The organism is Sinimarinibacterium flocculans (genome assembly GCF_003201205.1).
Lineage (GTDB): Bacteria > Pseudomonadota > Gammaproteobacteria > Nevskiales > Nevskiaceae > Solimonas > Solimonas flocculans.
In genome coordinates, this window is record NZ_QICN01000001.1 from 647150 (window position 1) to 672636 (window position 25487).

The following is a 25487-nucleotide window of genomic DNA, read 5'->3' on the forward strand; positions in this document are numbered from 1 at the left end:
TAAGCCGCCCGCGACATGCGTCAGATCGTTCTCGATACCGAAACCACCGGCCTGGAAGTCGAGCAGGGCCACCGCATCATTGAGGTCGGCTGCGTCGAGCTGCGCAACCGGCGGGTGACGGGCAACGATTTCCACCAGTACGTCCATCCGCAGGACAAGCCGATCGATGCGGGAGCGGTCGACGTGCACGGGATCACGATGGAGTTCCTGGCCGACAAGCCGCATTTTCGCGATATCGCCGATCAGCTGTGGCAGTACCTCGCCGGTGCCGAACTGGTGATCCACAACGCCGCATTCGACGTCGGCTTTCTCGACCGCGAGTTCGCGCGCTGTGGTTACACCGACAAGCTGGCGGACGTCTGCCACATCACCGACACCGTGGCGATGGCGCGCAAGCTGCACCCGGGGCAACGCGTGAGCCTCGACGCCCTGTGCCGGCGCTACGAGGTCGACAACTCCCAGCGCGACCTGCACGGCGCCTTGCTCGACGCCCGCCTGCTGGCGGACGTGTATCTGGCGATGACCGGAGGCCAGAGCCGCCTGGGGCTCGAGGACACCGGCGGTACGGCCTCGCGTCGCTCGCGCTTCGTCGAACTGCTCGGCAGCGGAGACGGCCCGCTGCACGTCCTGCAGGCCAGCGCCGACGAGCTGAGTGCGCATCGTGCGCGCCTTGCCCAGATCGCCGGCAAGGGCACCTGCCTGTGGGTCGCGGACCTGAATGCGGAAGAAGGGGTGGAGCCGCGGTGACGTCGCTGCGCACCGCGCTGATCACCGGTGCGAATCGCGGCATCGGCCTGCATGTCGCGCAGCAACTCGCGGCGCGTGGCATGCGTGTGGTGCTGACGGCACGCACAGCCGAGGCGGCGCAACAGGCGCTCGCGGGGCTCCAGATGTCTGGCGCGCCGGCGGTCGCCCTCGGCGTGGACGTCGGCGACGTCGCTTCGATACGGGCCGCCGCCGATGAACTCGCCCGGCGGCAGATCGACGTCGACATCCTGATCAACAACGCCGGGATCTATCCCGAGGGCGGTCTGCTCACGACCGGCGATGCCGATCTGCGGCAGGCGCTCGACGTGAATCTGCTGGGGCCGGTGCACTGTGCGAGAGCCTGGATGCCGGGCATGCTCGCCCGGGGCTTCGGGCGCGTCGTCAACCTGAGCAGCGGCTACGGGTGCTTCTCGGGCGGCCTCGGCGGTCCGGCGGCCTACAGCGTTTCCAAGGCGGCGCTCAACGCCGCGACGCTGCATCTGGCCGCTGACTGCCGCGAGGACGTCAAGGTGGTCGCCGTGGACCCGGGTTGGGTGCGCACGCGCATGGGCGGCCCGCAGGCGCCGCGGGTAGTCGACGACGCGGCCGCCGACGTGGTCTGGGCCGCCACGCTCGGTGCCGATGCGCCCAACGGTGTGCTGTGGCGGCGGCGAGCCGTCGCGCCGTGGTGATCAGTTCGCCGGACCGGCTTCGGCCATGGCGGTGATGACCTCGAAGTACGGTGGTCGCATCTCGCGCGAGCTCACCCGGCACTGCCGCACCTTCAATCCGCATCCCGTCATCAGGCGGCGCAACCGGTCCGGCGCGATACCCAGATTGAGGTGGTCGTAGGCACGCATCGTTTCCTCGTGCCCGTGCTCGGCCAGGGCGGCGACGATCAGCCGTCCGCCCGGTCGCAGCAGGCGTGCGGCTTCGCGCAGCACTGCCTGCGGCTCGCGCGTGTACGACAGGGCGTGCATCAGGAAGACGTGATCATAGGCCGCCGGCGGCAGCGGCAGCCGGTGCATGTCGCCTTCGCGCAGCTCGACGTTGGCCAGGCGCGAGAGGCGCTTGCGTGCAGCCGCCGTGACGGTCGGGCTGATATCGATGCCGGTGACGCTGCGGGCCCGCTCGGCGATGAGTTCGGCCAGCACGCCGTCGCCGCAGGCCACATCGACCACGTCCCCCAGATCCAGCAAGCCGATCAGCGCACGCGCCGTCGCCTCCCAGGTGCGCCCCGGCGAGTAGTGCAGATCCATGCGACCGGCGACCGACTCGGCCCAGGTCTGGCCGTGCTTGCGGCGGGCCACGACCTGTCCGGCGCGTTCGCGGTCCACCCGCAACTGGGTATCGTCCAGCCGCTCCCGCAGCAGCGCCCACAGGCTCGCCATCTCGTCGTCGTTCGCTGCCGCCGAGTACAGCGCGGCGTTGCCGCTGCGCTTGTCCTGGACCAGCCCGGCGCGCTTGAGGCGCGCCAAGTGGGTCGATACGCGACTTTGCGCGAGGCCAGTCACCTCGGTCAGTTCGGCGACGCTGAGTTCGTGCTGTTCGAGCAACAGCAGCAGCCGCAGGCGGCTGGCGTCGGCGAGCAGGCTGCAGATGGCGGTGCTCTGTTCGAGCGACAGGCTCATGCGGATGAACGGATGAAGGATGCCGGCATTGTGACCAGCGTGCCGGCAAACAGAAAGCCCGCCGGCAAGGCGGGCTTTCTCGATGCGGCGGTCGGCGTCAGTGGGCTCAGGTCTGCGGCGGCGTGTCCTGGTCGCCGGTCACCGGCGTCTCGGCCGGGACCTCGCCGGGCGCCAGGCCCAGTTCCGCCGCCTCTTTCTTTCCCTGCGAGGTGGCCAGGAAGGCGCGCGACAGGGGTGAGGGCGTGATCGACTGTGCCACGGCCAGCACCGGTGCGGCCGCTTCGGCGACCTTCTTTTCGACCTTTCGTGCCTGGCTGCGCGCCTGCACCTGGACCTTGCGGACCTGCTCTCGCACCTTGCCGACCGTGCGCTTGGCCTGGCTCACATCTTTCTTGACCGACGCGCTCGCCTTGCGGGCAGACGTCTTGGCTTTGGCCACGTCCTTCTTCACGGTCGCGCGAGCCTTCGTCACCGCCTTCTTGGCCTTGGTGACGGCCTTCTTCGCCGACGTGCGTGCCTTCGTGCGCAGCGACGACGCCTTGGCCGCGGGCTTGCTCGCGCCGGCATTCTTCGCGGCCTTTTTCACCGCTTTCTTGACGGGCTTCTTGGTCGTCTTCGGGGCCGCTTTCTTCGCGGCCTTCCTGGCTGGCTTGGCGGCTGGCTTGCGGGCAGGTTTGGCGGGCTTTCGGGCGGCGAGCTTCTTCGCAGGTTTCTTGGCGGCAGTCTTCTTGACGGCTTTGCCGGCCGTCTTCTTCACGGACTTCTTCATAAGCGTGACGAACTCCATACGTAGGACGGCCGTGCGGGCCGGGACAAGGCGGGAACCCGAAGCATCGGGCGATACCGGAAAGCGGTGCGTGGGAGAGGGCGCCGATGCCGCGGCGCGAGGGTGTTGTCAGGGGGCAGCGGCTTGCGCCAGGCTCGGTATGAGGACGGGCCGGGGCGGGATGGCAGCGGGGATCGCCGACTTGCTGCAGCCATCTGTTCTCCCTTGACTTTTCCCCCGAAAAGATGCTGGCGAGTGTAGGGTCCGGCAACAAAGCTGTCAAAAAATGCACAAGCTGCCCACATCTGCGCCCAGCATGCCCTCAAAATCGCGAAAGCCGCGATGGATCATCGGTTTACGCCCGTGTCGCAGCGGGGCTATGATGCCCGCCCAACTTTCGGGTGCGGGCGCGTCTGCGCCGCCCGGCGATCCCTTCGGGACTGGCGGCCATGCCCAGGCGCGTTGCGCGCGCAGATTTCTCGGTTCTTCATCAATTTCATCCCAGTGAGGTGACCCAGCATGTCAAACGGGCCCATGTATTCAGGGCAGTCGATTCGCGTGACCGCGCTTGCCGACGGCCTTGCAGAACTGTGTTTCGATCGTCAGGGCGACGCGGTCAACAAGTTCGACGCGCGCACGGTGCAGGAACTCAAGGAAGCCGGCGAAGCGCTGGCCCAGGCCAAGGACGTCAAGGGCCTGATCGTGACCAGCGCCAAGGACGTGTTCATCGTCGGCGCCGACATCACCGAGTTCGGCGCCAACTTCGAACGTTCGGAGGAAGAGATCGCGGCCTGGGCGTTCGAGGCGAACAAGGTGTTCAGCGCGATCGAGGACCTGCCGTTCCCGAGTTGCACGGCGATCAACGGATTCGCGCTGGGCGGCGGCTTCGAGATGGCCCTGTCGACCGACTACCGGGTCATGGCGGCGACCGCCCAGGTTGGTTTCCCCGAGGTCAAGCTCGGCATCATTCCGGGTTTCGGCGGCACGGTGCGGTTCCCGCGACTGACGGGCGCCGACAACGCGATCGAATGGATCGCGGGCGGCGGCCAGAACAAGGCGGATGCCGCGCTCAAGGTTCACGCCGTCGATGCCGTCGTCGCGGCGGACAAGGTTCGTGATGCCGCGATCGCACTCGTGCAGCAGGCAATCGCAGGCAAGTACGACTGGCAGGCGCGCCGCGCGCAGAAGAAGGGGCCGCTCAAGCTCGATCCGATCGAGACGATGATGGTCTTCGGTACGGCGATTCCGTTCGTGCAGGGTCAGGCCGGCAAGCACTACCCGGCGCCGGTCGAGGCGGTGAAGTCGATCCAGAAGGCCGCGGGCAAGTCGCGCGACGATGCCCTCAAGATCGAGGGGCAGAGCTTCGCGAAGGTCGCCAAGACGACGGTTGCCGACAGCCTCGTCGGCATCTTCCTCAACGACCAGTTCCTCAAGAAGAAGGCCAAGGGCTACATCAAGGCCGGCAAGAAGGTCGAACAGGCGGCGGTCCTCGGCGCCGGCATCATGGGTGGCGGCATCGCCTACCAGAGTGCGATCAAGGGCACGCCGATCATCATGAAGGACATCGCCGACAAGGCGCTGGACCTGGGCATGAGCGAGGCCAACAAGCTGCTGAGCAAGCAGGTCTCGCGCAAGAAGCTCACGCCCGAGAAGGCCGGCGCGATCCTTTCGACGATCCGGCCGACGCTGAACTACGGCGATTTCGGCAACGTCGACATCGTCGTCGAGGCCGTGGTCGAGAATCCGAAGATCAAGAAGAGCGTGCTGGCCGAGGTGGAGGGGCTGGTCAAGGACGGCACCATCATCGCGTCGAACACCTCGTCGATCTCGATCGACGACCTGTCGACGGCGATGAAGAAACCCGAGAATTTCCTCGGCATGCACTTCTTCAACCCGGTGCATCGCATGCCCCTGGTCGAGGTCATCTACGGCGAGAAGACCTCGAAGGAAGCGATTGCGACGGTCGCGGCCTACGCCGCGGCGATGGGCAAGACGCCGATCGTCGTCAAGAACTGCCCGGGCTTTCTGGTCAACCGCATCCTGTTCCCGTACTTCGGCGGCTGGTCGATGCTGCTGCGCGACGGCGGCGACTACCAGAAGATCGACAAGGTCATGGAAGGCTTCGGCTGGCCGATGGGGCCTGCCTACCTGCAGGACGTGGTCGGCATCGATACCTCGCACCACGTCGGCGACGTGCTTGCGGAGGGCTACCCGGATCGCATGTCGAACAAGGAGTTCAAGTCCGCGCTCGACGTGATGTACGAACAGAAGCGTTACGGTCAGAAGAACGGCATCGGCTTCTACAAGTACGAAGAAGACAAGAAGGGCAAGCCGGTCAAGAAGGTCGATCCGCAGACGGCCGAGCTCATCGCGTCGGTGCAGCCGAACGGCAGCAAGGACTTCGGTGACGAAGAGATCATCGACCGTCTGATGATTCCGATGATCATCGAAACCGTGCGCTGCCTCGACGAGGGTATCGTCGAGACGCCGACCGAGGCGGACATGGGCCTGATCTACGGCATCGGCTTTCCTCCGCACCGCGGAGGCGCGCTCAAGTACGCCGACACGCTGGGCATGAAGACGGTGCTCGAGAAGGCCGCGAACTACGCGTCGCTCGGCAAGCTCTACGAGCCCACCGAGTCGATGAAGAAGATGGCCGCCGAAGGCAAGCGCTACTTCCCGAAGTAAGCGCGACCACCGAATTCAGGAGTGAATGAGATGACCGAAGTTGTCATAGTCGATGCAGTCCGCACCCCGATGGGTCGCTCCAAGGGCGGTGCATTCCGCAACGTGCGCGCCGAGGACCTGTCGGCTGAGCTGATCAGGGCCGTGCTCGCGCGCAATGCCGCCGTCAAGGGCAAGGATGTCGAGGACGTGATCTGGGGCTGCGTGCAGCAGACCCTCGAGCAGGGCTTCAACATCGCACGCAACGCCTTGCTCAAGGCAGGGCTGCCGAACACCGTGCCGGGCCAGACCGTCAATCGTCTCTGCGGCTCGTCGATGACGGCGATTCATATCGCGGCCGCGTCGATCAAGGCCGGTATCGGCGACACCTACATCTGCGGCGGCGTCGAGCACATGGGGCACGTGCCGATGACCCATGGATTCGACGGCGATCCGGGGCTGTCGGTGACGACCGCGAAGGCGGCGGCGATGATGGGCCTGACCGCCGAGATGCTGACGCAGACGCACCAGGTGTCCCGCGACAAGCAGGACGAGTTCGCACTGGCGTCGCACCAGAAGGCCTACAAGGCCTGGAAGGACGGACGCTTCAAGAACGAGATGGTGCCCATCGCCGGCCACGATGCCGACGGCGCGCCGATCCTCGTCGATTTCGATGAAGTCGTCCGGCCCGAGGCGAATCTCGAAGACCTGGGCAAGCTCAGGCCGGCCTTCAATCCCAAGGGCAGCGTAACCGCCGGCAACAGCTCGGCGATCTCGGACGGCGCCTCGTGCACGCTGGTCATGGCCGAAGACAAGGCAAAGGCTTTGGGCCTCAAGCCGATGGCCCGCATCCGCGCCGTGGCCGCTGCGGGCTGCAATCCTTCGATCATGGGCATCGGCCCGGTTCCGGCGACGAAGAAGGCGCTGGAGCGTGCGGGGCTGTCGATCGACAACATCGACTACTTCGAGCTCAACGAGGCCTTCGCGGCGCAGTCCCTGGCGGTGATGAAGGACCTCAAGCTGCTGGAGCGCATGGACCGCGTCAACATCAAGGGCGGCGCCATCGCACTGGGCCATCCGCTGGGCTGCTCCGGGGCGCGCATCACCGGCGCTCTGGCGCATGTGCTGGGCGAGCAGGACGCGCAGTTCGGCGTCGCGACCATGTGCATCGGCATGGGGCAGGGCGTGGCGACGGTGCTCGAGAGGGTCAACTGAGCCCGGCGCGCTCAAGCGCGTCTCGATGTGTTCCCAAAGGCCGGGCAGTCGCCCGGCCTTTTTTGTCGGGCGGCATGCATCGGGGGTTCATGAACGGGAAAGATCGTCGTGCTAGCGTAAGGGTGGGTCACCATCGCTTGTGGAGGTTCCCGCCATGATCATCCAGCATCTCTTCCGTGGCTGCGCCGTGCTCGGCCTCAGCGTCGCCGGTCTGTTGGCCATGCCAGCCTTCGCGGAGTCACCGCCATCGGAACCGGCACCGGGCTGGTGCGCGAAGAATCCGCAGAAGTGCGAAGAGCTCAAGCGGCAGCGTGCCGAGTACTGTTCGCGCAATCCGCAGACCTGCGAAACGCGTGACGCCCGCCGCGATGCGCGCAAGGCCTACTGCGATCAGAACCCCGGAAAGTGCGAGGCGCTCAAGCAGGAGCGGCAGGATCGGATCGAGCGCACGAAGGAGTACTGCGCTGCACATCCGGCCGAATGCGAAGAGAAGAAGCAGGCGTTCCGCGATCGACAGGACGAACGTCGCGAGCGGTTCCGCGACGCCGTGGACGACGCGCCGTAACCATCAGCGGGGCCCCCGCGCCCGCCGGTTTCGCTGCGGGCGCCAGTCTCAGAGCGTCTGGCGCGGCCTTGGCGCCTTGCGCGCGGCTTCCAGCAGACTCAAGGCGCTCTTGATGCGCGTGGCGTCGAGCTTGGCGCCGGCCAGGGCCGTCGACATCTTCGAGATCAGTTCGCGCCATGCCGCCTGCGGGTCTTCCGGGGGCGTCTCGATCAGGTCGAGCAGGCGTTCCATCAGATCCAGGCCGTTGCGCCAGTGATCGTGATCGGCTCCGTACTGCAGCAGCCCCTTGACCAGCAGCGGTCCCCAGAAGGTATTGAAGAAACGGATCACCGGCTGTGGGACGGCGCGACCGAAGGTGCGCAATTCCAGTTCGCGCACGACCAGGCGCTTGGCCTCGTTGATGACGGTTTCGCGCCGTTTCTCGGCGTGCTGCTTCTGCGATGAGAAGAACGAGTTGATCTGCTTGTCGCTGATCGGCTCGGCGTTGAGCATCGCTTCGCGCACGAAGTCCGGCGCCAGATCGAACTGAACGAGCACTTGCTGCAGGACCGCCGCCATGTGGCGCGCCTCGGCCGTGCCGGTGATGCGCGAGGTCGCGGACTTGAGCATCAGCTCGTTGACCAGACTGCGCAGGGGGTGGGTGACGGCGGTGAACAGCGTCGCATCGGTCAGCGCCGACTTGACCAGCGGGAATCGCACCGATTCGTGCTGCGGGCCGAGCTCCTCGGGCACGAACGGGTCTTCGATGGCCTCGTTGAGGAACTGACCGGCCAGCGCGATGCGCTGCAGCGGCGCCTTGCGCTTGTCCACCGGCACCTCGGTGCCGGATGGCAGCGGCGTGTCGCCCTGCAAGGCGAGCAGATCGCCGGCGAGCGAGCCGTCGTTGTACGTATCGTTGCTCACCGGCACGCGCTCGCGGACGGATGCGAGCATCGACGCCGTCTTGTCGTCGATGGTGTCGGTCTTGCGGCGGGCGGGCGTCGCGGCAGGCGAACCGTCTGCAGGAGGCGCAGGCGCAGGCACAGCCTCGGGCGCCGGGGTTTCACGGGTGGCGGCGGAACCGGCTGCAGGGGGCGCCGGTTTGGGGGCGGGGGACTCGGCAGGCGGCTGACGCCGGATCGCCTCGGAGCGCGCCTGCTCGTGTGCGAGCATCGCTTCCGCTTCCGCGGCGCGCGAGGCGATGTCGGTCAGCGAGCCCAGCAGCTTTTCGTACAGCGAGGGCAACTGGGGCAGAACCAGCGTGTCGAACTGGTCGAACAGCACCCGCAGATGTGCGCTGCCGTAGTTCAGGGCTACCGCCGTGTCGCGGAGCGCACGGCACAGGCTGGCCGGCGCGAGGGCGCCGGCGTGAATCGGGAAGCGCACCGAGCGCCGGATCAGGTCGAGCTGGGTGTCGAACTCGCCGATGAGTGCGGCAAACTGCGTTTCCGCACGCAGCTGCGGCGGCGTCAGCACCATGACGTCGTTGGCGGTGGCGCGACTCGTCGCCAGTTTCGCCGACTCTGCGGAGCCGGTCAGGCTGATGTCGACGCGTACCAGGACCTCATCGAGCCAGCGGCTGGGGTCGGAGGCCACCGCGCGGGCCAGTGCCGTGCAGTTGCGTTGTTCGGCAACCAGCACGGTGACCGAAGCGCGTCTGCGCAGCGCTTCGGGAAGCTGCGCGAAGAACGGCTTGAAGACCGAAGTCAGCGCGACGCTCACCGAACGCCGCAGGGCATTGATCGCCGGCGTGCCCATCTTCAGCACCTCGGACGAGGCCGGCCCCACTGCCGCCGCCGAGAGCCGCGTGGCATCCGAATCAGGCATCCTGCTCATGGGTCTCCCTGGCGACGCTCCCTTCACCACCCGACATACGCGGTTCGCCGTCCGCCGGCAACCGTTCCCGGAGCGGAAGACTACGCGATCCGCGGGAATCTGCGTACTCGTGAGATCGGGATGAGGGCGCCGGGAGCGTGTGTGGCGCGGGCCATCGTGCCACGCGAAAGCGCGAGATGGCGTCCCCACGGGGATTCGAACCCCGGTTACCGCCGTGAAAGGGCGGAAAATGGACGCCCATGGACATCCACGGATGACAGCAATGCCTAGGGAAAGGTCCAGATACGTCCATTGCCTATCGCATTGATTCGGGGTCGTCTATTACCTAAAATTACCTAAGAGATAATGTTGCCACACCAAGTGCGGGGACGTGGGAAGTAAATATGGCCAGAACACCTCGCGACGCGCGGATCGAAACTCGAAAGGCGCGGCTCAAACTGCAAGAGCGACACGACCCGCATTGGCGGCAGGTTGTCCCGGGGCTATTTATCGGATACCGAAGAGCCAACGCGCGCAGCAATGGCGTCTGGTACTCGCGCAAGCTCGAAGCGGGCCGATACCGCAAAAAGCGGGTCGGGCAAGCTGACGATCACATCGACGCCGATGGAAAGGTGACCCTTACCTACACCCAAGCTGTGGATCGGGTTCGGGAAGTCGCGGCCGGCAAGTCGGTAAGTGCTCCACGACACTACGGCGATGGGGTCGTGCTCAATGATGTTATCGACGCCTATCTCTCGGCGCGGCAGACAATTCCTGGCGGGCGGCAGAACCGGGTCATGAGCGAAGGCAACGCCAAGCTCACCAGACAAAGCTGGGATCGTTACGGTGCCACTATTGGCCAAATGCCGGTCACGGCAATCGACACCAAGACACTACAGACTTGGCATGCGGGAATCGCGAAGGCTCCTCCGACGAAGCGGGGCAAGGTAATGAGCTTCAATCCTCGTGAGCCTCAGCAGCTACGTGGTCGAAAGGCGACAGCCAACCGCGTTCTGACCACCGTCAAGGCGGCGCTTCGTTGGGCCCAGGTAGAGGGCTTGCTATCCGATGCTCACCCAGATTACTGGGCACGAGTGAAACCTTTTGCAATTGACGAGGATCCGCTGCCGCGGATGCTCGAACCGGATGAGGTCAGCCGTTTGCTCAAATCTGCTGCCCCGGAACTGCGTGAGCTGCTCACGGGCGCAATGATGACGGGCGCGCGCTATGGCGATCTCTGTGCTCTCAAGGTCGGCGATTTCAACGTTGAAGGCGGCGTCGTGCGAATTCAGCAAGGCAAGACGGGGAAGTTGTTGTGGCAGCCGTTGACGCCCGAAGGCAAGAAGTTCTTCGAACGGATAAGCGTCGGGCGAGAGCAGAATGAACCAATGTTCCGGCGAGAAGATGGGCGCCCGTGGCGCAAATCAGAGGCAGCACGCCCTATGCACGAAGCCGCTCAGACCAGCAAGCTGCAAGGGGTCACCTTCAAGGCAATGAGATCAACTTACGGCAAGCTGTTACTGTTGGCGACCCGTGACATCGAGCTAGTTGCCAAGGCGCTCGGCCACTCAGATAGTCGTATTACTCGGCGCCACTACGCACACCTGCTTCCGTCTGAAGTTGCTCGTGGCATCGCCAAACTGCCGGCACTAGGCATTGATGAGTAACGAGAGAGTCGATTGGATCTCAGGGAGCCCATCAACTAAGGCCGTCGCACAGACCGTCGCTGAATTTTCTTCAGGGACTCGATCTCAAGCCTCAGCTTCTCCAACTGTAGCCGCTGATGTTCTGCCTCGGTTCATTCGTCCCCCGCTACCATCGCCTCCGGGCTGCTCAGCGTCGCTGGCGTGCCAGCTCCAGCCAGTGAACACCGGTTGCTTGCGGCAGATCCACCTCGGCAGTGCCTGTGCGCTTTTCGACCGATCCGGTGTATGCGCGCCTCTGCCTCGGAGATGATTGCGGGCTAGCTCTCCAGCTGAGGTCTCACGAGCAGCTGGAACACATCGGTCAGGACGTTAGCGTCCGTAAGCGTCGGCATCGGGGTGAGAGCGGGAATGGTCAGTGTTGCACTGACGTTCCGGCCTGAGCGCAATTCCCAATCGGTTACGCTGTCGGTGTCGCGCAGACTATCGGTAGCGGTGTTCCGGCCTGAGCGCAATTCCCAATCGGTTACGCTGGACGAGGCGGACATGCTCAGCGATCTGTAGTTCCGGCCTGAGCGCAATTCCCAATCGGTTACGCTACCACCATGATCTACACCCACGTCCTCAACGTTCCGGCCTGAGCGCAATTCCCAATCGGTTACGCTCTCTCCGCCTCCACGCTCATCAGCCGATCAGTTCCGGCCTGAGCGCAATTCCCAATCGGTTACGCTCGAGCAGTTGATGACCTCGATGCCGCGGTGGTTCCGGCCTGAGCGCAATTCCCAATCGGTTACGCTCCACGGCGAGCAATTGCCCATCCCCGAGATGTTCCGGCCTGAGCGCAATTCCCAATCGGTTACGCTCCTCGTCGTCGACGGTGTCACCCACATCGTGTTCCGGCCTGAGCGCAATTCCCAATCGGTTACGCTCGACAACGGCGACCCCTTGCTCCACAGCATGTTCCGGCCTGAGCGCAATTCCCAATCGGTTACGCTACCACGGGCTCTCGGATGAGGGATCGGCGAGTTCCGGCCTGAGCGCAATTCCCAATCGGTTACGCTGTGCGGGTAGATGACGTCGCCGGTGACGAGGTTCCGGCCTGAGCGCAATTCCCAATCGGTTACGCTCAGTCGCGCGCGCACGACGGCGAACGATCCGTTCCGGCCTGAGCGCAATTCCCAATCGGTTACGCTAGCAGTCCCGATGTCCCACGAGTCATTTGAGTTCCGGCCTGAGCGCAATTCCCAATCGGTTACGCTTACCAGCACGTTGTTGTTCACGGCCCAACAGTTCCGGCCTGAGCGCAATTCCCAATCGGTTACGCTGTTCCTCGCCATCTCGACGATGCAGAACAGGTTCCGGCCTGAGCGCAATTCCCAATCGGTTACGCTCCCCGTAAGAGTGGCGCTCCCACGCCGACGGTTCCGGCCTGAGCGCAATTCCCAATCGGTTACGCTCGTGCCGGCGATGATCCGCGATCCCCAGCGGTTCCGGCCTGAGCGCAATTCCCAATCGGTTACGCTGCGTGTAACAGAACCCCATGAAGTATCAGGGTTTTCTGTTATATGTGGCGCAACAAAGCGGAGTTCGCATGGGCTAGAACAAGTTGAACTGGTCTGGATTTTTTCTCGCGCTAGCTCGCTTCTTGCCGACGAAGGTGGCAATGCGTTCGTATTGTTTGTCGGTGAAATAGAGGATGTCCACCTTGCCGCCGTCGGGTAGTTCCGACTCGACGCGCTTGGTCAAGGTGTCAGCCTGCTCGGGGCCGGTGCAATGGCGCAGATATACCGAAAACTGCGCCATCTCGAAGCCTTGATCGAGCAGCGCCTTGCGGAATGCGGTCGCCGCCTTGCGCTCCTTGTCTTCGACCACGGGTAGGTCGAACATCACCAGCATCCACATCAGCCGGTAGCCGGTCAGCATCAGAAGGCGCTACTGCCGCTCTCAGTGAAGAGCAGCGGACGCAGCGGCAGTGCGAAGTCCAGCTTGTCCCGCTCCCCCGCGAAAACCTGGGCCAGCGAGACCGCCAGCCGCTGCACGCAGACCATCAGGGGAGTCCGGCCGGCTTCGCTGTCCATGTCGAGATAGAGCGTGTGCGCGAGTTGGCGCTTGGCTTCAGGATTGACAGTGCTCGCGCCCGCGCGATGCAACTCGCGCACGCGCCAGTCCATCACCGGGCGATAAGGTTCCATAAGGTCATCCACCAGACGCATGCCGTTCTGCCGGCTGCGGTGAAACAGCCCGAGCGAGGGATGCAGACCCGCCGCGAGCACCGCGCGCGCCGTCGCTGAGCGCAGGATGGTGTAGGCGTAGTTGAGCAGGGCATTGATGCCGTCGCCCTCCTGATTGCGGGTGAAGCCTTCGCCCATCACGCGGCTCCAGTAGCGGCGGGCCGCCTGTGCCTCGATGTTGTCGGGGTCGCCGATCCGAACCTTCGGGATGAGTGCGGTGATCAGCGCGGGTGATTCTCCGCATGCTTCTAGCACCGCCGCCTGCTGTTGCAGCTTGGCCTTGACCAGCTGCGACCAGAGGCGCTTCTTGAGCGGCAGGCTGGCATCGAGCTGCGAGTCCATGCGGCCCGCTTGCTCGTGATGCCCCTCCAGCGGCCAGAGAAAGGCGACCGGAGAATGGTTGGCACCGCTAACGACCAGTGGCACCTTGCGCTCGGCCAGCGCTACCAGCACGTTCTTGGTGTAGCCGAGCCCGTGTGCGTTGCCGATGACGGCAGCGATGTCATCCAGCGGGATGCGACCAAGCTCCTGCTCATGATCGCGGATCACTAGAAAGCCGCGATCCACAGAGAGACGGCGGCCATCCTGGGCGATCTCGACAATGCGGCCGAGCATAGGCTTGGCTCAGGGCTTGAAGCCGGGGTCTAGGACGTAGCCCAGTTCGGTGACGAAGACGCGGCGGGCCTCTGCATCTTTCAGCGCGCTGGCCGCTCGAACCAGATACTTGAAGGAGTCATCCTTGTCGCGATCCCTATTTCTCAGGTCGCCGCCTTCGTGGTGTTCGGCAAGGATGATCTTGCCTGCCGTCATTTGGGCAACGCGGTAGATTCGTCGATACGTTTCGGAACCGACAGCGACGAAGTCGTCTGCACACAACCTCATCACCAACGACATCCCATTCTGCGCCAGCGTCTTGTGCCGAAGCCGCGCCGGGTCTCTCCGCGCAATCTGCGCGGCCTCGAAGCTGGTGACGATGTGATCGCGCCAGCGCCCGTTCTCGTCGCGATAAATCTCCACGCAGTAGTTGCCGTCGCCCTTGTAGGCCTTATAGGGCGCGCCCCGCGCTTCGCTGCCACGGCCGGGATGAGAGCCGCCGCGCCCCATCGGTATCACGGTTAGCGTCTCAGCAACCCGCACGCGGCTGATGCCGGTCTGCTCGACAAATGCGGCCAGTTTGGCCGCGAACTCCTTGCCCTCGGTGCCAGCTACCGCAGCCTTGATGCGCTCGCGCAGCGCGCGGTCGCGAATGTCGTCAAGGTCGGTGGGCTTGGTCAGCGACAGCAGAGGCACACGATGCACCACCTGAGAAGGCCTGCCGGGCTCATAGGGCTCGGCAAAGCCGTAAGCGGTGTCGTTGTGCAGACCGGCCTGATAGCCGTGGTCCGGCTTGTAGCTCACGACGATGCGCGGCAAGGCTTGCTCTAGCGCATCGCGAAAGCCCTCCCAGGGGTAGGGCACGAGGATGCGGTCCTTCTCTCGTTCGAGCCGCTCCTGGCCCGAGAGTGTGGCCACCTTCTGCAGCAGGCTGCGATCCGTCACGGCGATCGTCGCGGCATCGAGCGCGTGGTGACGATGGTCAGTGCGGTTCTTCTTGCCGCTGTCGGACAGCAGCTGGTTCAAGCCCCACTTGCCGCGCAGGAGCGCGGTCAGCCGGCCCGGCGTGACCCACACGTCGTTCGGATGGCACACGTAGCTGAGGTAAGCCTTGGCCGTGCGACTCAGATACGCGGTGTCGGTGAGGTGCCGTGCGAGGAAGTCACCGCCATGTCGCGTCTCGAACTGTTCCATCGCGCGGTCCGCGAAGCGCCACTTCTTGTTGCTGGGCATGTTCGCCGCGCGGTCCTGGATCGCCTGCCAGTCGAAGCCATGCAGCGACTGGCCGAAGGCCTCGAAGGGCGTGCTGTTCTTCTTGTAGCGATTGGCTTCTCGGTAGGCCAGTGTCTTGTTGGCGATGCTGTCGTCTAGCGTGCGGGCGAACGGCAGGATGTGTTCGACCTCGACTTCCTCACTGAACAGCTTCTCGCGCCCAATCTGCCGGCCGGTGTAGGGGCAACGCCGATCCAGCGGGTCTCGGATGTTCAGTTCGCGCCATAGCTTGAGGCGTAACAGGTTCTCGCCGGTGTCGCGTAGGCCATGCCTTTGCAGTTCCTCGCGGTCGGCATCGCGCTGCTTCTGATTCTCAGCCTGCTCCTTCTGGATACGCTCCCTCTGATCCCGGCTCTGTTTGAGTTCGCGCGTCACTTCCAGTGCGATCTGGGTTGGTGGGCCGTAGCGCTCGATCACCGCATTGACCAGCCGCCGCAACTGATTCAAGCCGATGTGCACGGTGGGATTGGCGATGCGCCCGCACTGCTTTTCCTCGGAGTCTTCCGGATTGCCGGAGCCGAAACCCACCGCCGATTGCAGGATGCGACCGTAGTAGGGCAGTGCGCTGTGGCCGAAGTATTCGCCCGTGTGCAACTGGCTGTGGCTGGCATAGCCCGCCGCCAGAACGGCCTTGTCGTAGGTGACGACGTTGGCCGCCAGATGCGGCAACACCTTCGCCAAGGCCTTGCGGCCCAGATTGCTGTGGCTGTCGGCCAGCCCGGTGTTGGCGGCTCTCAGGGCAGCGGCTTCGTTTAGCCCATGCAGCTTCATGAGCCACTCGACAATAGCCGTCTCACGCTCCTCTTCCAGCAGCAGTTCAACCACTGCGTCCTGCTGCGCCAGTGAGAGTTGGTGCCAGGCGACGCCGAAGCGATCAGCCTTCGCCATCGCGAGGCTCGTAGCATTGCCCTTCAAGCCCTCGCGCTTGTCCGACTCGATGCTGAACTTGACTGTATCGGGCAGGCCCATCATCCGCCGCATGGTGTCGAAGCTGAGCTGACCCCGGGCATCGGCCTTGTCGCGCTTGCCGGGGCCGGTCTGGCCTTCGAGCAGGCGGGTAAAGAGATCGCGCTGCTCCAGCGTCAGCGCCCGCTCCTCGCCAACGCCGGTTTCGTAACGGAGGTGATTGAGCTCCTGCAGGATGCGAAAGCGTTGCGCGGAGGGCAGGGCGAGCGGCGCGCGCTCGTCATCGGGTTCCAGCGTGCAGCGGCCGGGTCGGACAGGCCGTAACGGGCGCTGGTGCAGGAGGATGTCGCGCAGTTCATCCCTCGCCGCTGATGTGAGCGCAGAAGGGTTGAAACCGACCTGCGCCGACCACAGGGCATCGAACTCGTCCGCGATCATGTCGCGCCCGACGTAAAGCTCATAGGCGGCTTTGGCGCCCTGGCCGCGCAGCCGCGCCCGCACCGGCTGGCGCTGTGCGTGACGGTCTGCCAGCCATTCGCCGACCGTGCGCGCGCCCTGCGCGGCCAGCCGATCACGAACCTCCTTGAGGGCGGACTTGATCTTGCCGCTCTCCTTCTCGTCGGCTTTGTCCACCTTGCGGTTGCTGCGGAAGCCGCGCCGTTGGTTGAGGTGGAACAGCGCACGGCCGAGTTCGTGCGGCGTGAGTGCTTCGCTGAGCCCCCGTTTGCGCAGTGCGTAGGGATCGATGGCAGCCAGTGCCCGGCGCGTATCAGCGTCCGCTGGCATCAATCCATGTTGGATCAGCGCTGCCATGAACCGCTTCTGGCGCTTGAGCCAGCGGTCGCGCCGCCGACGCATCCCGCGCGCCATTCTGCGGGCGACGGCGAGCGAGGCCTTGTCCTTGGGGTTGCGCCCATCCCGGAACAGCCGCACTCCCAAGCGAACCAGGCCGACGGGCTCGTCGGCCTCGTTGATCTGCACGATGCACCAGCCCAGCGAATTGGAACCCAGATCAAGCCCCAGCCGATATCGGACCGCTTTCTTTCTCATCGGATTCCCTCCACCTGTGCGCTTGTGCCGCGCATTTCAGGCCGATACTATTCCCACGCTAGCCGATTGGGAATTGCGCTCTTTCCGCTAACAAGCAGCAAGATGCACAAACTGAGAAACGGGGCCGCGAGGCCCCGTTTTTATGTCGGCAGACGAGATCCGTGCGGGCGAGCGCGCAGAACGGCAAAGCCGCTCGATCGACCCCCACCCCCACGTCCAATGGCAGCTTTGCGGCGGTATTTTCTCGGCTGACGACTTCCGCTTCGGGTTGTAAGGGGTCGGTGACGGCTGTGGAGGACCATCTTCGCGAGTTCGCCCGCGGTGAGTGTCTTTGTGGCGGCTTGCATGATCTCAACCCGGGGGAATGCCAGTCGAGGGCAGGAGCGTTCCTGAACTCCTGTAGCGCGCGATCAGCGTCGATAGCGGAGTCGTCTTCACACCCGTCCGAACGCACCGCTCCAAGCTTCTCGTCCAGGGGTACGGAGATCCGTTGGGTGCCCGACAGAGAATGGCGTCAACGCAGCCGCGCAGCATTGCGATGTCTCGAACACATAGCGGGAAGGCATGCAGGCGATCGATTTGATGGGCAATGACTCGCACTTCGATTTCGGGGTATCTGCTTGACTCTGCGAGATCGATGTTGCGGTTGAGGATGTTCTTCGCGGACGGCCTTAGCGCCCATGCTCTCCGGCAGAAAAGTTCCGCGTTCAGCTTCATTTGCGGCGTTTCGAAATCGGAGGGTCGGTCCGGGAAGCATCGAACTGCGGACGACACTTCAATCAGCACCTTCCTCAGTTCGTACTTATCGCCCCAAGGCGCAACGAACAGTTCGTCTCGGGTGTCCATGAACAACAGGCCCTCGACCGGTTTCGTCGACAGCAGCGCCCAGTCGATCGAGTGAGCGTGCTGCGCATGTGCAATCAACAGTCCACGCGCGCCTCGGGGCTCGTGCTTCGGGCCGGCGAGCGGGCCGAGGGTTTCAAACTTCATCAGCAGTTCCTCTATCTCGTAGGGATGGGCAGATCCGTATGCAATGAACGGATATCGGGGTAGCGCTGCTTTAAGGTGCGCCATGGCTCGAGGCTGAAAAAACCAGACGAGTGGATCGAAGGTGCTGGACATTGGAATCTCCGTTTGCAGTGGGCGATGCGTGGGAGGTACCGGGCGTCCCGATGCGGGGGAATTCGATGTCTCGATTGGGCGCGGCGGTGTAAGAAAGGTCCGATCGAGCCACAGGCTCGATCGGACTGGATAAGAACATCAAACGAAATGGCGGCGCGATATGCCGTCGCTCACTGCCGGCGACCATGTGGACTGGTCGCGTCCTCCCGAATTAGCGCGTCGGGTCGCGGGCGAAGGGAGCCACCCGTGCATTACGCATTGCACACCTCCTGAACAATTGGACATAGAACCCGTTTCACTGGGGCCTGTACGTCGCAGACCGAAAGGGAATCGACAGCACCACCTGTTGCGATTCCGGCCACGGCACCACCCGTGTGCCAGCTCCTTCTCAGCCGCGCCTTCCTGCCACGCTCGGTTGAGGAATCACCCTCCACACCTCTGCGCTCGCTGGGGACTTTCGTACCCGCCGAATACCGGCGGATGGACACGTGTTTCGACTGCATCGCACGTCATCCGCTCCTACTGATCCCCGCTCTTACCAATGGGGTTGGATCCGGTGCCACCCGGCACCCACTGGTTTTTCCCGCGTTAGAACGCAGGTTCGCGGTTTAGCCGCTCAACATCACGACTCAAGTAGACCCTCTGGGTCTCCGCCTTTCGGCTTTCGGCAGCCCGAGCTTCCCAAGCAGCTGCTTACTCCTTTTCGTCGCTTCCATTGGCAGTCGCCCCAACTGAAGTGGGGACGACGGCATCACCGTTACTCACGGAAGCATCCTTCTCGAGGACGCTGTTACACGTTTCAGCTATCACAGACCCCGCCGGCTTTCGCCCGCGGGTGCCTCCTGTCGCCGGCCTCGGCCCTCGCCGAAACCGCTAGGCCGGATCGCTTATAGGCTTGCGCCCTTTCGCCATCCGCACGAACCCACGTGCCGCGCACACGTCCGACCGTTGCCGGCCGCCCGTGGGTGGGACTGGCTACCCACTACTCCTGCGTCCGGGTTGGCATCGTTGCCGATGCGCCCGTGTCCGCGTCGCCCACGCTCAAAAATGCCGCCATCGATTGGGTCATCGCGGGGAATTTCACCCCGCGGTGCCCGTTGCCACGACGCGAGCCCTATTAGAGGCACGTCGCGACGGCGAGCTACCGCAGTTGGCGCTGCGGTGCTGGTGCACCGAACGGGGGCGTGGCTGCCCCGTTCGCAGGTCGGGTGGTTGCCCGACGAGAAAGCGGGTTGGTGGCCGCGCCCCGAAAGTCCGAGGCATTGATCAGGTACCGGCCGCGCAGCAAGGCTGAAATTGCGGCGCCGTGAGCCGTCCCGGCAGGTCCCGGAATGGTCGCGTGCCCATCAGGTACCTGTCCGGTGTGAGCGTGCGCGCGAAAAACGCGGAAGCTCTTTTGACCTCCTCGCATGAATCCCTTCCCTATAGTGACTTCGCAATGCTCGACCCCGAGGTTCCTTCGTCCGTGACGGCCGCAATGCTGGATCTGCAGCACTGCATCTGCCGCGGTTATCGCTTCTACGTGACCGGCATCGTGCCGCTGGAAAAAGTGCAGGCAATGGTCCAGCGCTTCGCCGAGCGATACGAGCTTTCTGCTGGCAAGGACCGCCGCCACTACTTGCGGAAATCGGGCATTGCACGGTTCGATCTTGTCCTGTTTCCGCGTCCCGGCGAGACGGCATTCCAGTTCTGGCTGCTTAAGACCGAAGGGGATGATCCGCTCGCGTCTCTGGAGCGATGGCGCGATGCCCATGCGGACTATCTGCCGTGGATCTGGCGCTACGAACTGGTCCGGCTTCCCGTGCCGGTCGGCCTGCAGAAGCGCTATCGCAAACCGCTCGAGGACCCGCGCGAGGCAAGGCGGACGCAGCGGATCCGGCCGGTGACATGGACGTGGCGGATTACAGCCCAGGCCATGGATACCATCCGTGCCCGGATCCGCTCGGCTGTCCAGCGTCCGGACGCCGAGCTGGAGCAGCTGCTGCACGGCCTGAAAACGACTCCCGGATTCCGCGGCAACCGCGACCAGCTTCGCCAGCTTTTCTACTACATCGTCGAGCAATCGAAGAGGGCCGGGCGGCCCGTTCCAGCGCTGCCCAAGACCATCCGTTGGGTGCGCCCGATGCAGGTGGCTCGTGTGCCGCTTTCCGCGATTGTCAGACGCCATCGCCGCGGCGCACCGACATGGTTTGCTGGGCACAAACCGTAGCGGTGCTGGCCTCTGCGGCGATGCCGAGCCGGTTGCGCCAGACGCGGCGATGAGTGGTTGCAATATGCCCCTCGATAGCGGGCACAACGACGGCGTGAGCACGATCCGGCGGGCCCGTCGTTCAATAAGTTTGCAGCGGCAACAATCGCCGTCGCCCGGGTCGCGGAGCTCTCTGCGTGATGGCCGGTACCTTGGAATCAGGTCAACACGGAAATCATTTCAATGCAGCTGCAACTCAGTCCAAGAAAAGTGCGGGTCAAAATCGCCGTCATGCTGGCGGCGTCGATCGCCCAGGATCTCGAGTCCGTTCGCCGTGCACTTGTCGAAAACGGCTACGAGGACGACCTCGAGGAGCGTGTGGGTAACCTGGTGACAAAATGGGTTGGCGCCGCCAAATCGCAGATGAATCAGACGGATAAATGACAAAAGATGGTACCCGGAAAAAATCTTTATGAAAACGGGTACCTGTGAGATAATTACTCCCCTAAAAACGAAGGGAGGAACCATGAAAGGCAGTCACATTATCTTCGGCGCGGGTATGGTCGCGGGAATGGCCTTGGCGGGCCTGATTCAGCTGGTTGTCATGGGGCTCGGCGCTTGACGAGACCGCGCAAGGGCACAGCCTCATCTGCCAAGGAAAGGAACGCACCAACAAGAATTCCCCGGGCATCCGCGCTGGCAGCCCGATTCCTCCGGACCGTTGTCTGGCTCGTTCAGTGGCGGAATCCACTACAACTGCTGCATCGGCCGGATACGCGCACGCTCGTAGATGAGCTCATCTGGGCCGCGCTGGCCGGTGTACCGGCGGTTGTCATCTTCCTCAAGCTCGAAACGCCCGCGCCGTTCGCGGCGGCCGCGGCGGTGTCTGCTGCGAGGATCGTGGTGGCGCTGCAGAGCGCATGCGGCTTGCGGCTCCGCCACGCGCCGCTTCAATTTCTCGGAATTTACGTCCTGTCAGCCGGACTCGCCGGGACGTGGACATTTGCGCTGCTGTCTACATGATGCGGCAGTCCGCACGCCCCGACGGAAGACCTACAGCATCGGCCTTTGCTTTGTGCTCTAGCATCATCATGTACACGAGCATCGAAACCGTTGCGTCGCCGTCATTCCGCGGTCGGTCAGTGCTCTACTATAAACATGCAAATTGGGCCGGCGGGATCGCTTCAGCGCAATTCGGCGCGGCGGCGGGGCTTCCGCGGCGAGTGCTTTATTATTCCATTGCACGATCAGCGCATGCGGCGTGCAGCTCACGCAACGCGACCGATCTCCGGCCGGCGCTCCGGATTGATCGGCCGACTGCGGCCGAGGCCGGCGACCCTGCCGGTGTCTTCGGGGTACGGTCGTGATGCCCCGGTTCGAGGTCCTGGCGTTCATCGTCGCCTGGGCGCCGGCAGCACTGTTGCTGGCGGGATGGGTCGTGTTCCGGATTCCCCGTCACAACCTTCCGCCACCGCTTCGCATCGCCCGACAGTGGTGGGGCCTGATGTCGGTGGTTCTGATGACGACCGGCGTTTACGCATTCGGGATCGCGATCAACGACGGCGATCCAATGATCGGACGCTTCGCGTTGGTGGTCCTTGGGAGCGGAGCACTGTGGGTGCCGGCCGCCTTCCTGTTCCTGGGCGTGAAGCGGGCGGCCGCGGATGGCGCTACCGGACGCCCGCCACACCCACGCGCCGTGCGTGCTGCGCTAATCCCGTGGTGGCTCTACTGGCTCGCGGGGATGATGTTCGTGGGGTACGACGTCGGGCGCGACGAGGTGGTCCGGCTCGGCGCAATGCTTGCGGGTCTGACAACGCTGATGATCGGGCAGGGGTTGCTGATCTCGCTCGTTCCGAACGCCGCGCGGCGCGCCAGGCACCGCGCGCCGCAGCGGCAGCGTCGGCGGGAGGCAGGCCCCGAGGATGCGAGCGTCGCGTACGTGTCCGCTGGGGCTGCCCTTGCGCCGACGATGGTCGACGACTTCGATCCGTTTGCGAACGCATTCGCCCCCGGCGGTGCCGGGCTTGCGCTGGATGACAGCGAAAGCCGGGCGCGCTACGACGAGTTCGATTCGTTTCATCCGTGGTCTGAGGACCACGCCACCGCGACCACGACGTGGGACTTCAATCCTGCGAGTGGCCTGCCGATGTTCGACGGGACGATTGGCGTTGACGTTGCGGGCAATCCGTACGGAATGGATGACACAGGGTTCGACTTCGACCCGTGTGGTCCGATCTGCGGCGGGGATTTCTGATGCAGCCCCGGAGACTGGGCAAGTCCGTTACTGCGACGCAGCACGAGGACCGCAGATCCGCATGCCAAAGGCGATATCAAAATATTACACAGCGGCCGCGCCATGCGCCGACCGGGCCGCAGTATTTTAGTAAAGCACTGATCGCGTCTGATGCAGCGCACGTGCTGTATTAAAACATCGGACTGCCACCACCGGTCGCGCCCGGAACCCGGCTCTATTTTGATAGAGCATTTGACTGTCGCCGCGCACGATTGGCCGGCGAGCGGGTGAGGTTCTGGCGGGTCATCGCCACCATGGCCTCCGGTGACGTGTCCAGCACGGCGGCCAGCCGGAAGAGTGTTTCCAGGGTCGGCTGGCGCAGCCCGCGCTCGAGCAGCGATACGAAGGTGCGGTCGACACCAGCCGAAAGCGCCAGGGCCTCCTGCGAAATTGCGCAGGCGGTGCGGCACGACTTGAGTGCAAGTCCAAATGCGCGGCGGATCCGGTCTGCGTCCTGCTCCATGCCCGCAGCGTGGTGCTGGCGAGACCATGGGTCCACGGACTATAGTCGCCAGAAAAGTTTTGACAGGCCTTTGCTGGTAGAGGGAGCAACGGCGGGTTCAGTAGGTGGCCAGGGAGCGGCGTCGGAATCGATACAGAACGGGAGGGTGCTATGACAACGTGGATCTTGAGAGCCCTTGCGGGGCTGCTGTTCACTGGGGCAGCACAGGCGGGCACAACCATCATCGAGCCGCCGGTGGGGTCGAAGGCGCTGGTTCCGCTGCTGCCGCCATACGAAGCCCATGTGCTCGACATGACGGTCCCAAAGGGCGCATTCGCGCGCCGCACGATTGGCGACTACGTGGTGTTCAGCCAGACCTTCGAATCCGATACCGCGGAGTCGATTGGCCTGCGTCTCGTTGACATGGCCCTTCCGGAGGGCGCAGCGCTGGTGCTGACCCACGTCGGTGTGGACCGAGCACTCCCAGCCAAGTGGGCCTCCCGCAGTTCCGTGTGGCTACCGGCGCTTCGTCCTGGCACCACGCTCTCTGTGCAAGTGCCGAAGGCTTATTCCGACATTGCTCGATTCTCCGTCGGCGCGGTGGAGTACCGATCGCTCTCCAAGTCGCCGAAGTCGCCCAATCCCGGAGTAGATTCGATCAACTATTCGTGTATTCGCACTCCGGCACTTGACCTCAGCGCTCGATCGGTCGTCAACGTGCGCATCGCAAAGCGGGACGTCACATTGTTTTGCAGCGGCACTTTGATGAACAGCGCAGCGGTGGATTACAAGGGCCTCATCATGGGCGCCGCCCACTGCGAGGATGACCCGGACATGCTGGACAACAATCGAGTGGAGTTGGAGACAACGGAGTTCCGCCAGTTTACGTTTGATGGTCAGGTGGACTGTGGAAGCCCCGACTTCGACATCCTCGCGCTTGGCCCGCAACTGATCGAGGCGACTGTGGTGGGAATGGCGGGCGACACGATCCTGTACGGTCTTCAGGAGCCAATCCAGCCCTCGTTCAACGCTCAGTTTGCGGGTTGGAATCGCTCGGCGACTGGCGCTGGCGCCGGGGGCGCTGGACGGCTTACGCAGTCCTATTCCATCCATCACACGTCGAACCGTCCGCGCCAATGGTTTCGGGATACCGACGGCCACCTCGAGGCTTCCTCGCGCCCGAGGTTCGACTGCACAGACGTGAACTCAGGTTGCTTCATTTGGATCTCGATTGCTGAGGACTCGGCCCAAGATGGACTCGTAGGTCCGGGCTCAAGCGGTGCTCCGATCTTCGACGGCGACGGGCGCGTTGTCGGCCAGATCGAAGGTGGCATCAACGAAGACATCCCAGGTGGCATCGGCGTGAGTTCGCGCGCGCTGGCTTCTCTGTGGGTCGACAATCTCGATGGCGCGCGTGCGATCGTTTCGGCTCTCGACCCGGCCGATTCGGGCATCGTCACGCTGGATTCCGTTGCACTGCCTCCCGTCCCGGCGCCGACGTTGTCGCTGGCGGTGAACCCTACTCAGATTCAGGTCGGGGGCGCGGTTCGCCTTACGTGGACTTCGGAACAGGCGGACTCGTGTTTCTCTTCTGGTGCCTGGGCCGGCAACCGTCCCCCAAGCGGCGAAGTGGAGTTAGTCATGGCGCAAGTCGGTACCAGCGAGTTCACTCTGGCCTGCTCCGGTGACGGTGGCGATGTCGAGCAGACTGTTGCTGTTGAGGTGGTTGCCGCGCCGGCGCCGACCGCCGCGCCTGCGCCGACGCCGACGCCGGATGTTGGCGATGGGGGATCAGGCGGCGGGGCCGTAACGTTCGTATGGTTCGGCCTGGCGGCTGCGATCGTGAATGCAATAGTGACAGCTGTAGGGCTGCGTCGACGGCGATTGTTAATGGTCCGAATGCACGCGATCTGGGAAAGGATCTGGTGCTGATCGATGCTTTATCAAAATATTGCGCGGCGGTTGCGTAGTGCCCCAAGCATGCGGCTTTATTTTAGTAGAGCGCCGATCGCGTCAGCGGAGGCGCAGGTGCCGTTCGAAAAAAAATCGCACTGGCGAGGCTTGGCCCGCGGCGCCTCTGGCTCTAAATTGATATAGCGTTTGATCATCGTCCCGTGTGATCAGCGGACGAGCGCGCGACATTTCGTGCGTCATCACATTCAAGAGACCGGATGAAGTACTTTGCGGATGCCAGCCCAAGGCGCATTCTGAGACTTTCGAGCTGACGAAAAACGCGAATGGATGGAAGGCGCTTCCGTCCACCTAGCCAAGACAGAAAACGGATGGTGGGTGCTTGACTAGGTGCCCCCGGGGGCGACGAATGGTTGAGGAGCTGACGAGGGCTTCTCGCGGGAGATGACC

At 64.0% G+C, this 25487-nt stretch carries 18 protein-coding genes and 1 CRISPR repeat array; of the genes, 10 read left to right on the forward strand and 8 right to left on the reverse strand.

The window, feature by feature from the left end:
- The first annotated feature begins 15 nt into the window (after positions 1-15).
- Positions 16-747 (forward strand): DNA polymerase III subunit epsilon, encoded by a 732-nt coding sequence (gene dnaQ / locus C8D93_RS02970; protein WP_110263651.1) that lies wholly within the window; start codon positions 16-18, stop codon positions 745-747.
- Positions 744-1439: an SDR family NAD(P)-dependent oxidoreductase gene (locus tag C8D93_RS02975; RefSeq protein WP_110263652.1), complete on the forward strand. Its 696-nt coding sequence runs from the start codon at positions 744-746 to the stop codon at positions 1437-1439. Before dnaQ ends, C8D93_RS02975 begins: the two co-directional genes overlap by 4 nt.
- Here C8D93_RS02975 and C8D93_RS02980 read toward each other — a convergent pair whose 3' ends face one another.
- Complete coding sequence (locus C8D93_RS02980; protein WP_110263653.1) at positions 1440-2378, reverse strand: ArsR/SmtB family transcription factor; 939 nt, start codon at positions 2376-2378, stop codon at positions 1440-1442. It lies immediately after the preceding gene.
- Between the two features lie 106 nt (positions 2379-2484).
- Positions 2485-3135, reverse strand: a complete 651-nt coding sequence (locus tag C8D93_RS20565) for a histone (RefSeq protein ID WP_170123865.1) — start codon at positions 3133-3135, stop codon at positions 2485-2487.
- A gap of 528 nt (positions 3136-3663) precedes the next feature.
- Here C8D93_RS20565 and fadB point away from each other — a divergent pair.
- The 3 genes from fadB to C8D93_RS03005 all read left to right on the forward strand — a co-directional run bounded on the left by fadB (position 3664) and on the right by C8D93_RS03005 (position 7588).
- Positions 3664-5832: a fatty acid oxidation complex subunit alpha FadB gene (fadB, locus tag C8D93_RS02995; RefSeq protein WP_110263655.1), complete on the forward strand. Its 2169-nt coding sequence runs from the start codon at positions 3664-3666 to the stop codon at positions 5830-5832.
- A gap of 30 nt (positions 5833-5862) precedes the next feature.
- A complete protein-coding gene (gene fadA / locus C8D93_RS03000; RefSeq protein WP_110263656.1) occupies positions 5863-7023 on the forward strand; it encodes an acetyl-CoA C-acyltransferase FadA in 1161 nt (386 codons plus the stop codon).
- 154 nt (positions 7024-7177) lie between these two features.
- Entirely contained in the window at positions 7178-7588 is a 411-nt protein-coding gene (locus tag C8D93_RS03005) for a hypothetical protein (RefSeq protein ID WP_110263657.1), read from the forward strand.
- Positions 7589-7636: 48 nt separating this feature from the next.
- On the opposite strand, the gene C8D93_RS03010 is transcribed toward C8D93_RS03005, so the two are convergent.
- Complete coding sequence (locus C8D93_RS03010) at positions 7637-9403, reverse strand: DUF1631 family protein (RefSeq protein ID WP_110263658.1); 1767 nt, start codon at positions 9401-9403, stop codon at positions 7637-7639.
- A gap of 383 nt (positions 9404-9786) precedes the next feature.
- Between C8D93_RS03010 and C8D93_RS03015 the strand changes: the two genes are divergently transcribed.
- On the forward strand, positions 9787-11049 hold the full coding sequence (locus C8D93_RS03015) for a tyrosine-type recombinase/integrase (protein ID WP_110263659.1): 1263 nt from the start codon (positions 9787-9789) through the stop codon (positions 11047-11049).
- Between the two features lie 407 nt (positions 11050-11456).
- A CRISPR array of direct repeats spans positions 11457-12548; the repeat unit is 36 nt; unit sequence GTTCCGGCCTGAGCGCAATTCCCAATCGGTTACGCT.
- Positions 12549-12621: 73 nt separating this feature from the next.
- Here C8D93_RS03015 and cas2 read toward each other — a convergent pair.
- The 4 genes from cas2 to C8D93_RS20335 all read right to left on the reverse strand — a co-directional run bounded on the left by cas2 (position 12622) and on the right by C8D93_RS20335 (position 18200).
- Positions 12622-12948, reverse strand: a complete 327-nt coding sequence (cas2, locus tag C8D93_RS03020; RefSeq protein WP_211307161.1) for a CRISPR-associated endonuclease Cas2 — start codon at positions 12946-12948, stop codon at positions 12622-12624.
- Entirely contained in the window at positions 12948-13871 is a 924-nt protein-coding gene (cas1, locus tag C8D93_RS03025; protein WP_110263660.1) for a type II CRISPR-associated endonuclease Cas1, read from the reverse strand. Before cas1 ends, cas2 begins: the two co-directional genes overlap by 1 nt.
- Before the next feature lie 9 nt (positions 13872-13880).
- Positions 13881-17078 carry a type II CRISPR RNA-guided endonuclease Cas9 gene (gene cas9 / locus C8D93_RS03030; protein WP_110263661.1) on the reverse strand — a complete coding sequence of 1066 codons (3198 nt, stop codon included), beginning with the start codon at positions 17076-17078 and terminating at the stop codon, positions 13881-13883.
- A 351-nt stretch (positions 17079-17429) separates the two neighbouring features.
- On the reverse strand, positions 17430-18200 hold the full coding sequence (locus tag C8D93_RS20335; protein WP_146216490.1) for a hypothetical protein: 771 nt from the start codon (positions 18198-18200) through the stop codon (positions 17430-17432).
- Between the two features lie 1339 nt (positions 18201-19539).
- Here C8D93_RS20335 and C8D93_RS03040 point away from each other — a divergent pair.
- From C8D93_RS03040 to C8D93_RS03045, 3 genes are all read left to right on the forward strand, one after another.
- Positions 19540-20409: a hypothetical protein gene (locus C8D93_RS03040; protein WP_146216491.1), complete on the forward strand. Its 870-nt coding sequence runs from the start codon at positions 19540-19542 to the stop codon at positions 20407-20409.
- 222 nt (positions 20410-20631) lie between these two features.
- Positions 20632-20832 (forward strand): hypothetical protein, encoded by a 201-nt coding sequence (locus tag C8D93_RS20340; protein ID WP_146216492.1) that lies wholly within the window; start codon positions 20632-20634, stop codon positions 20830-20832.
- A 919-nt stretch (positions 20833-21751) separates the two neighbouring features.
- A complete protein-coding gene (locus C8D93_RS03045) occupies positions 21752-22645 on the forward strand; it encodes a hypothetical protein (RefSeq protein ID WP_146216493.1) in 894 nt (297 codons plus the stop codon).
- Positions 22646-22859: 214 nt separating this feature from the next.
- Here C8D93_RS03045 and C8D93_RS03050 read toward each other — a convergent pair whose 3' ends face one another.
- Positions 22860-23147 carry a helix-turn-helix domain-containing protein gene (locus tag C8D93_RS03050; protein ID WP_110263665.1) on the reverse strand — a complete coding sequence of 96 codons (288 nt, stop codon included), beginning with the start codon at positions 23145-23147 and terminating at the stop codon, positions 22860-22862.
- A 150-nt stretch (positions 23148-23297) separates the two neighbouring features.
- Between C8D93_RS03050 and C8D93_RS03055 the strand changes: the two genes are divergently transcribed.
- A complete protein-coding gene (locus C8D93_RS03055) occupies positions 23298-25058 on the forward strand; it encodes a hypothetical protein (RefSeq protein ID WP_110263666.1) in 1761 nt (586 codons plus the stop codon).
- Positions 25059-25487 lie beyond the last annotated feature (429 nt).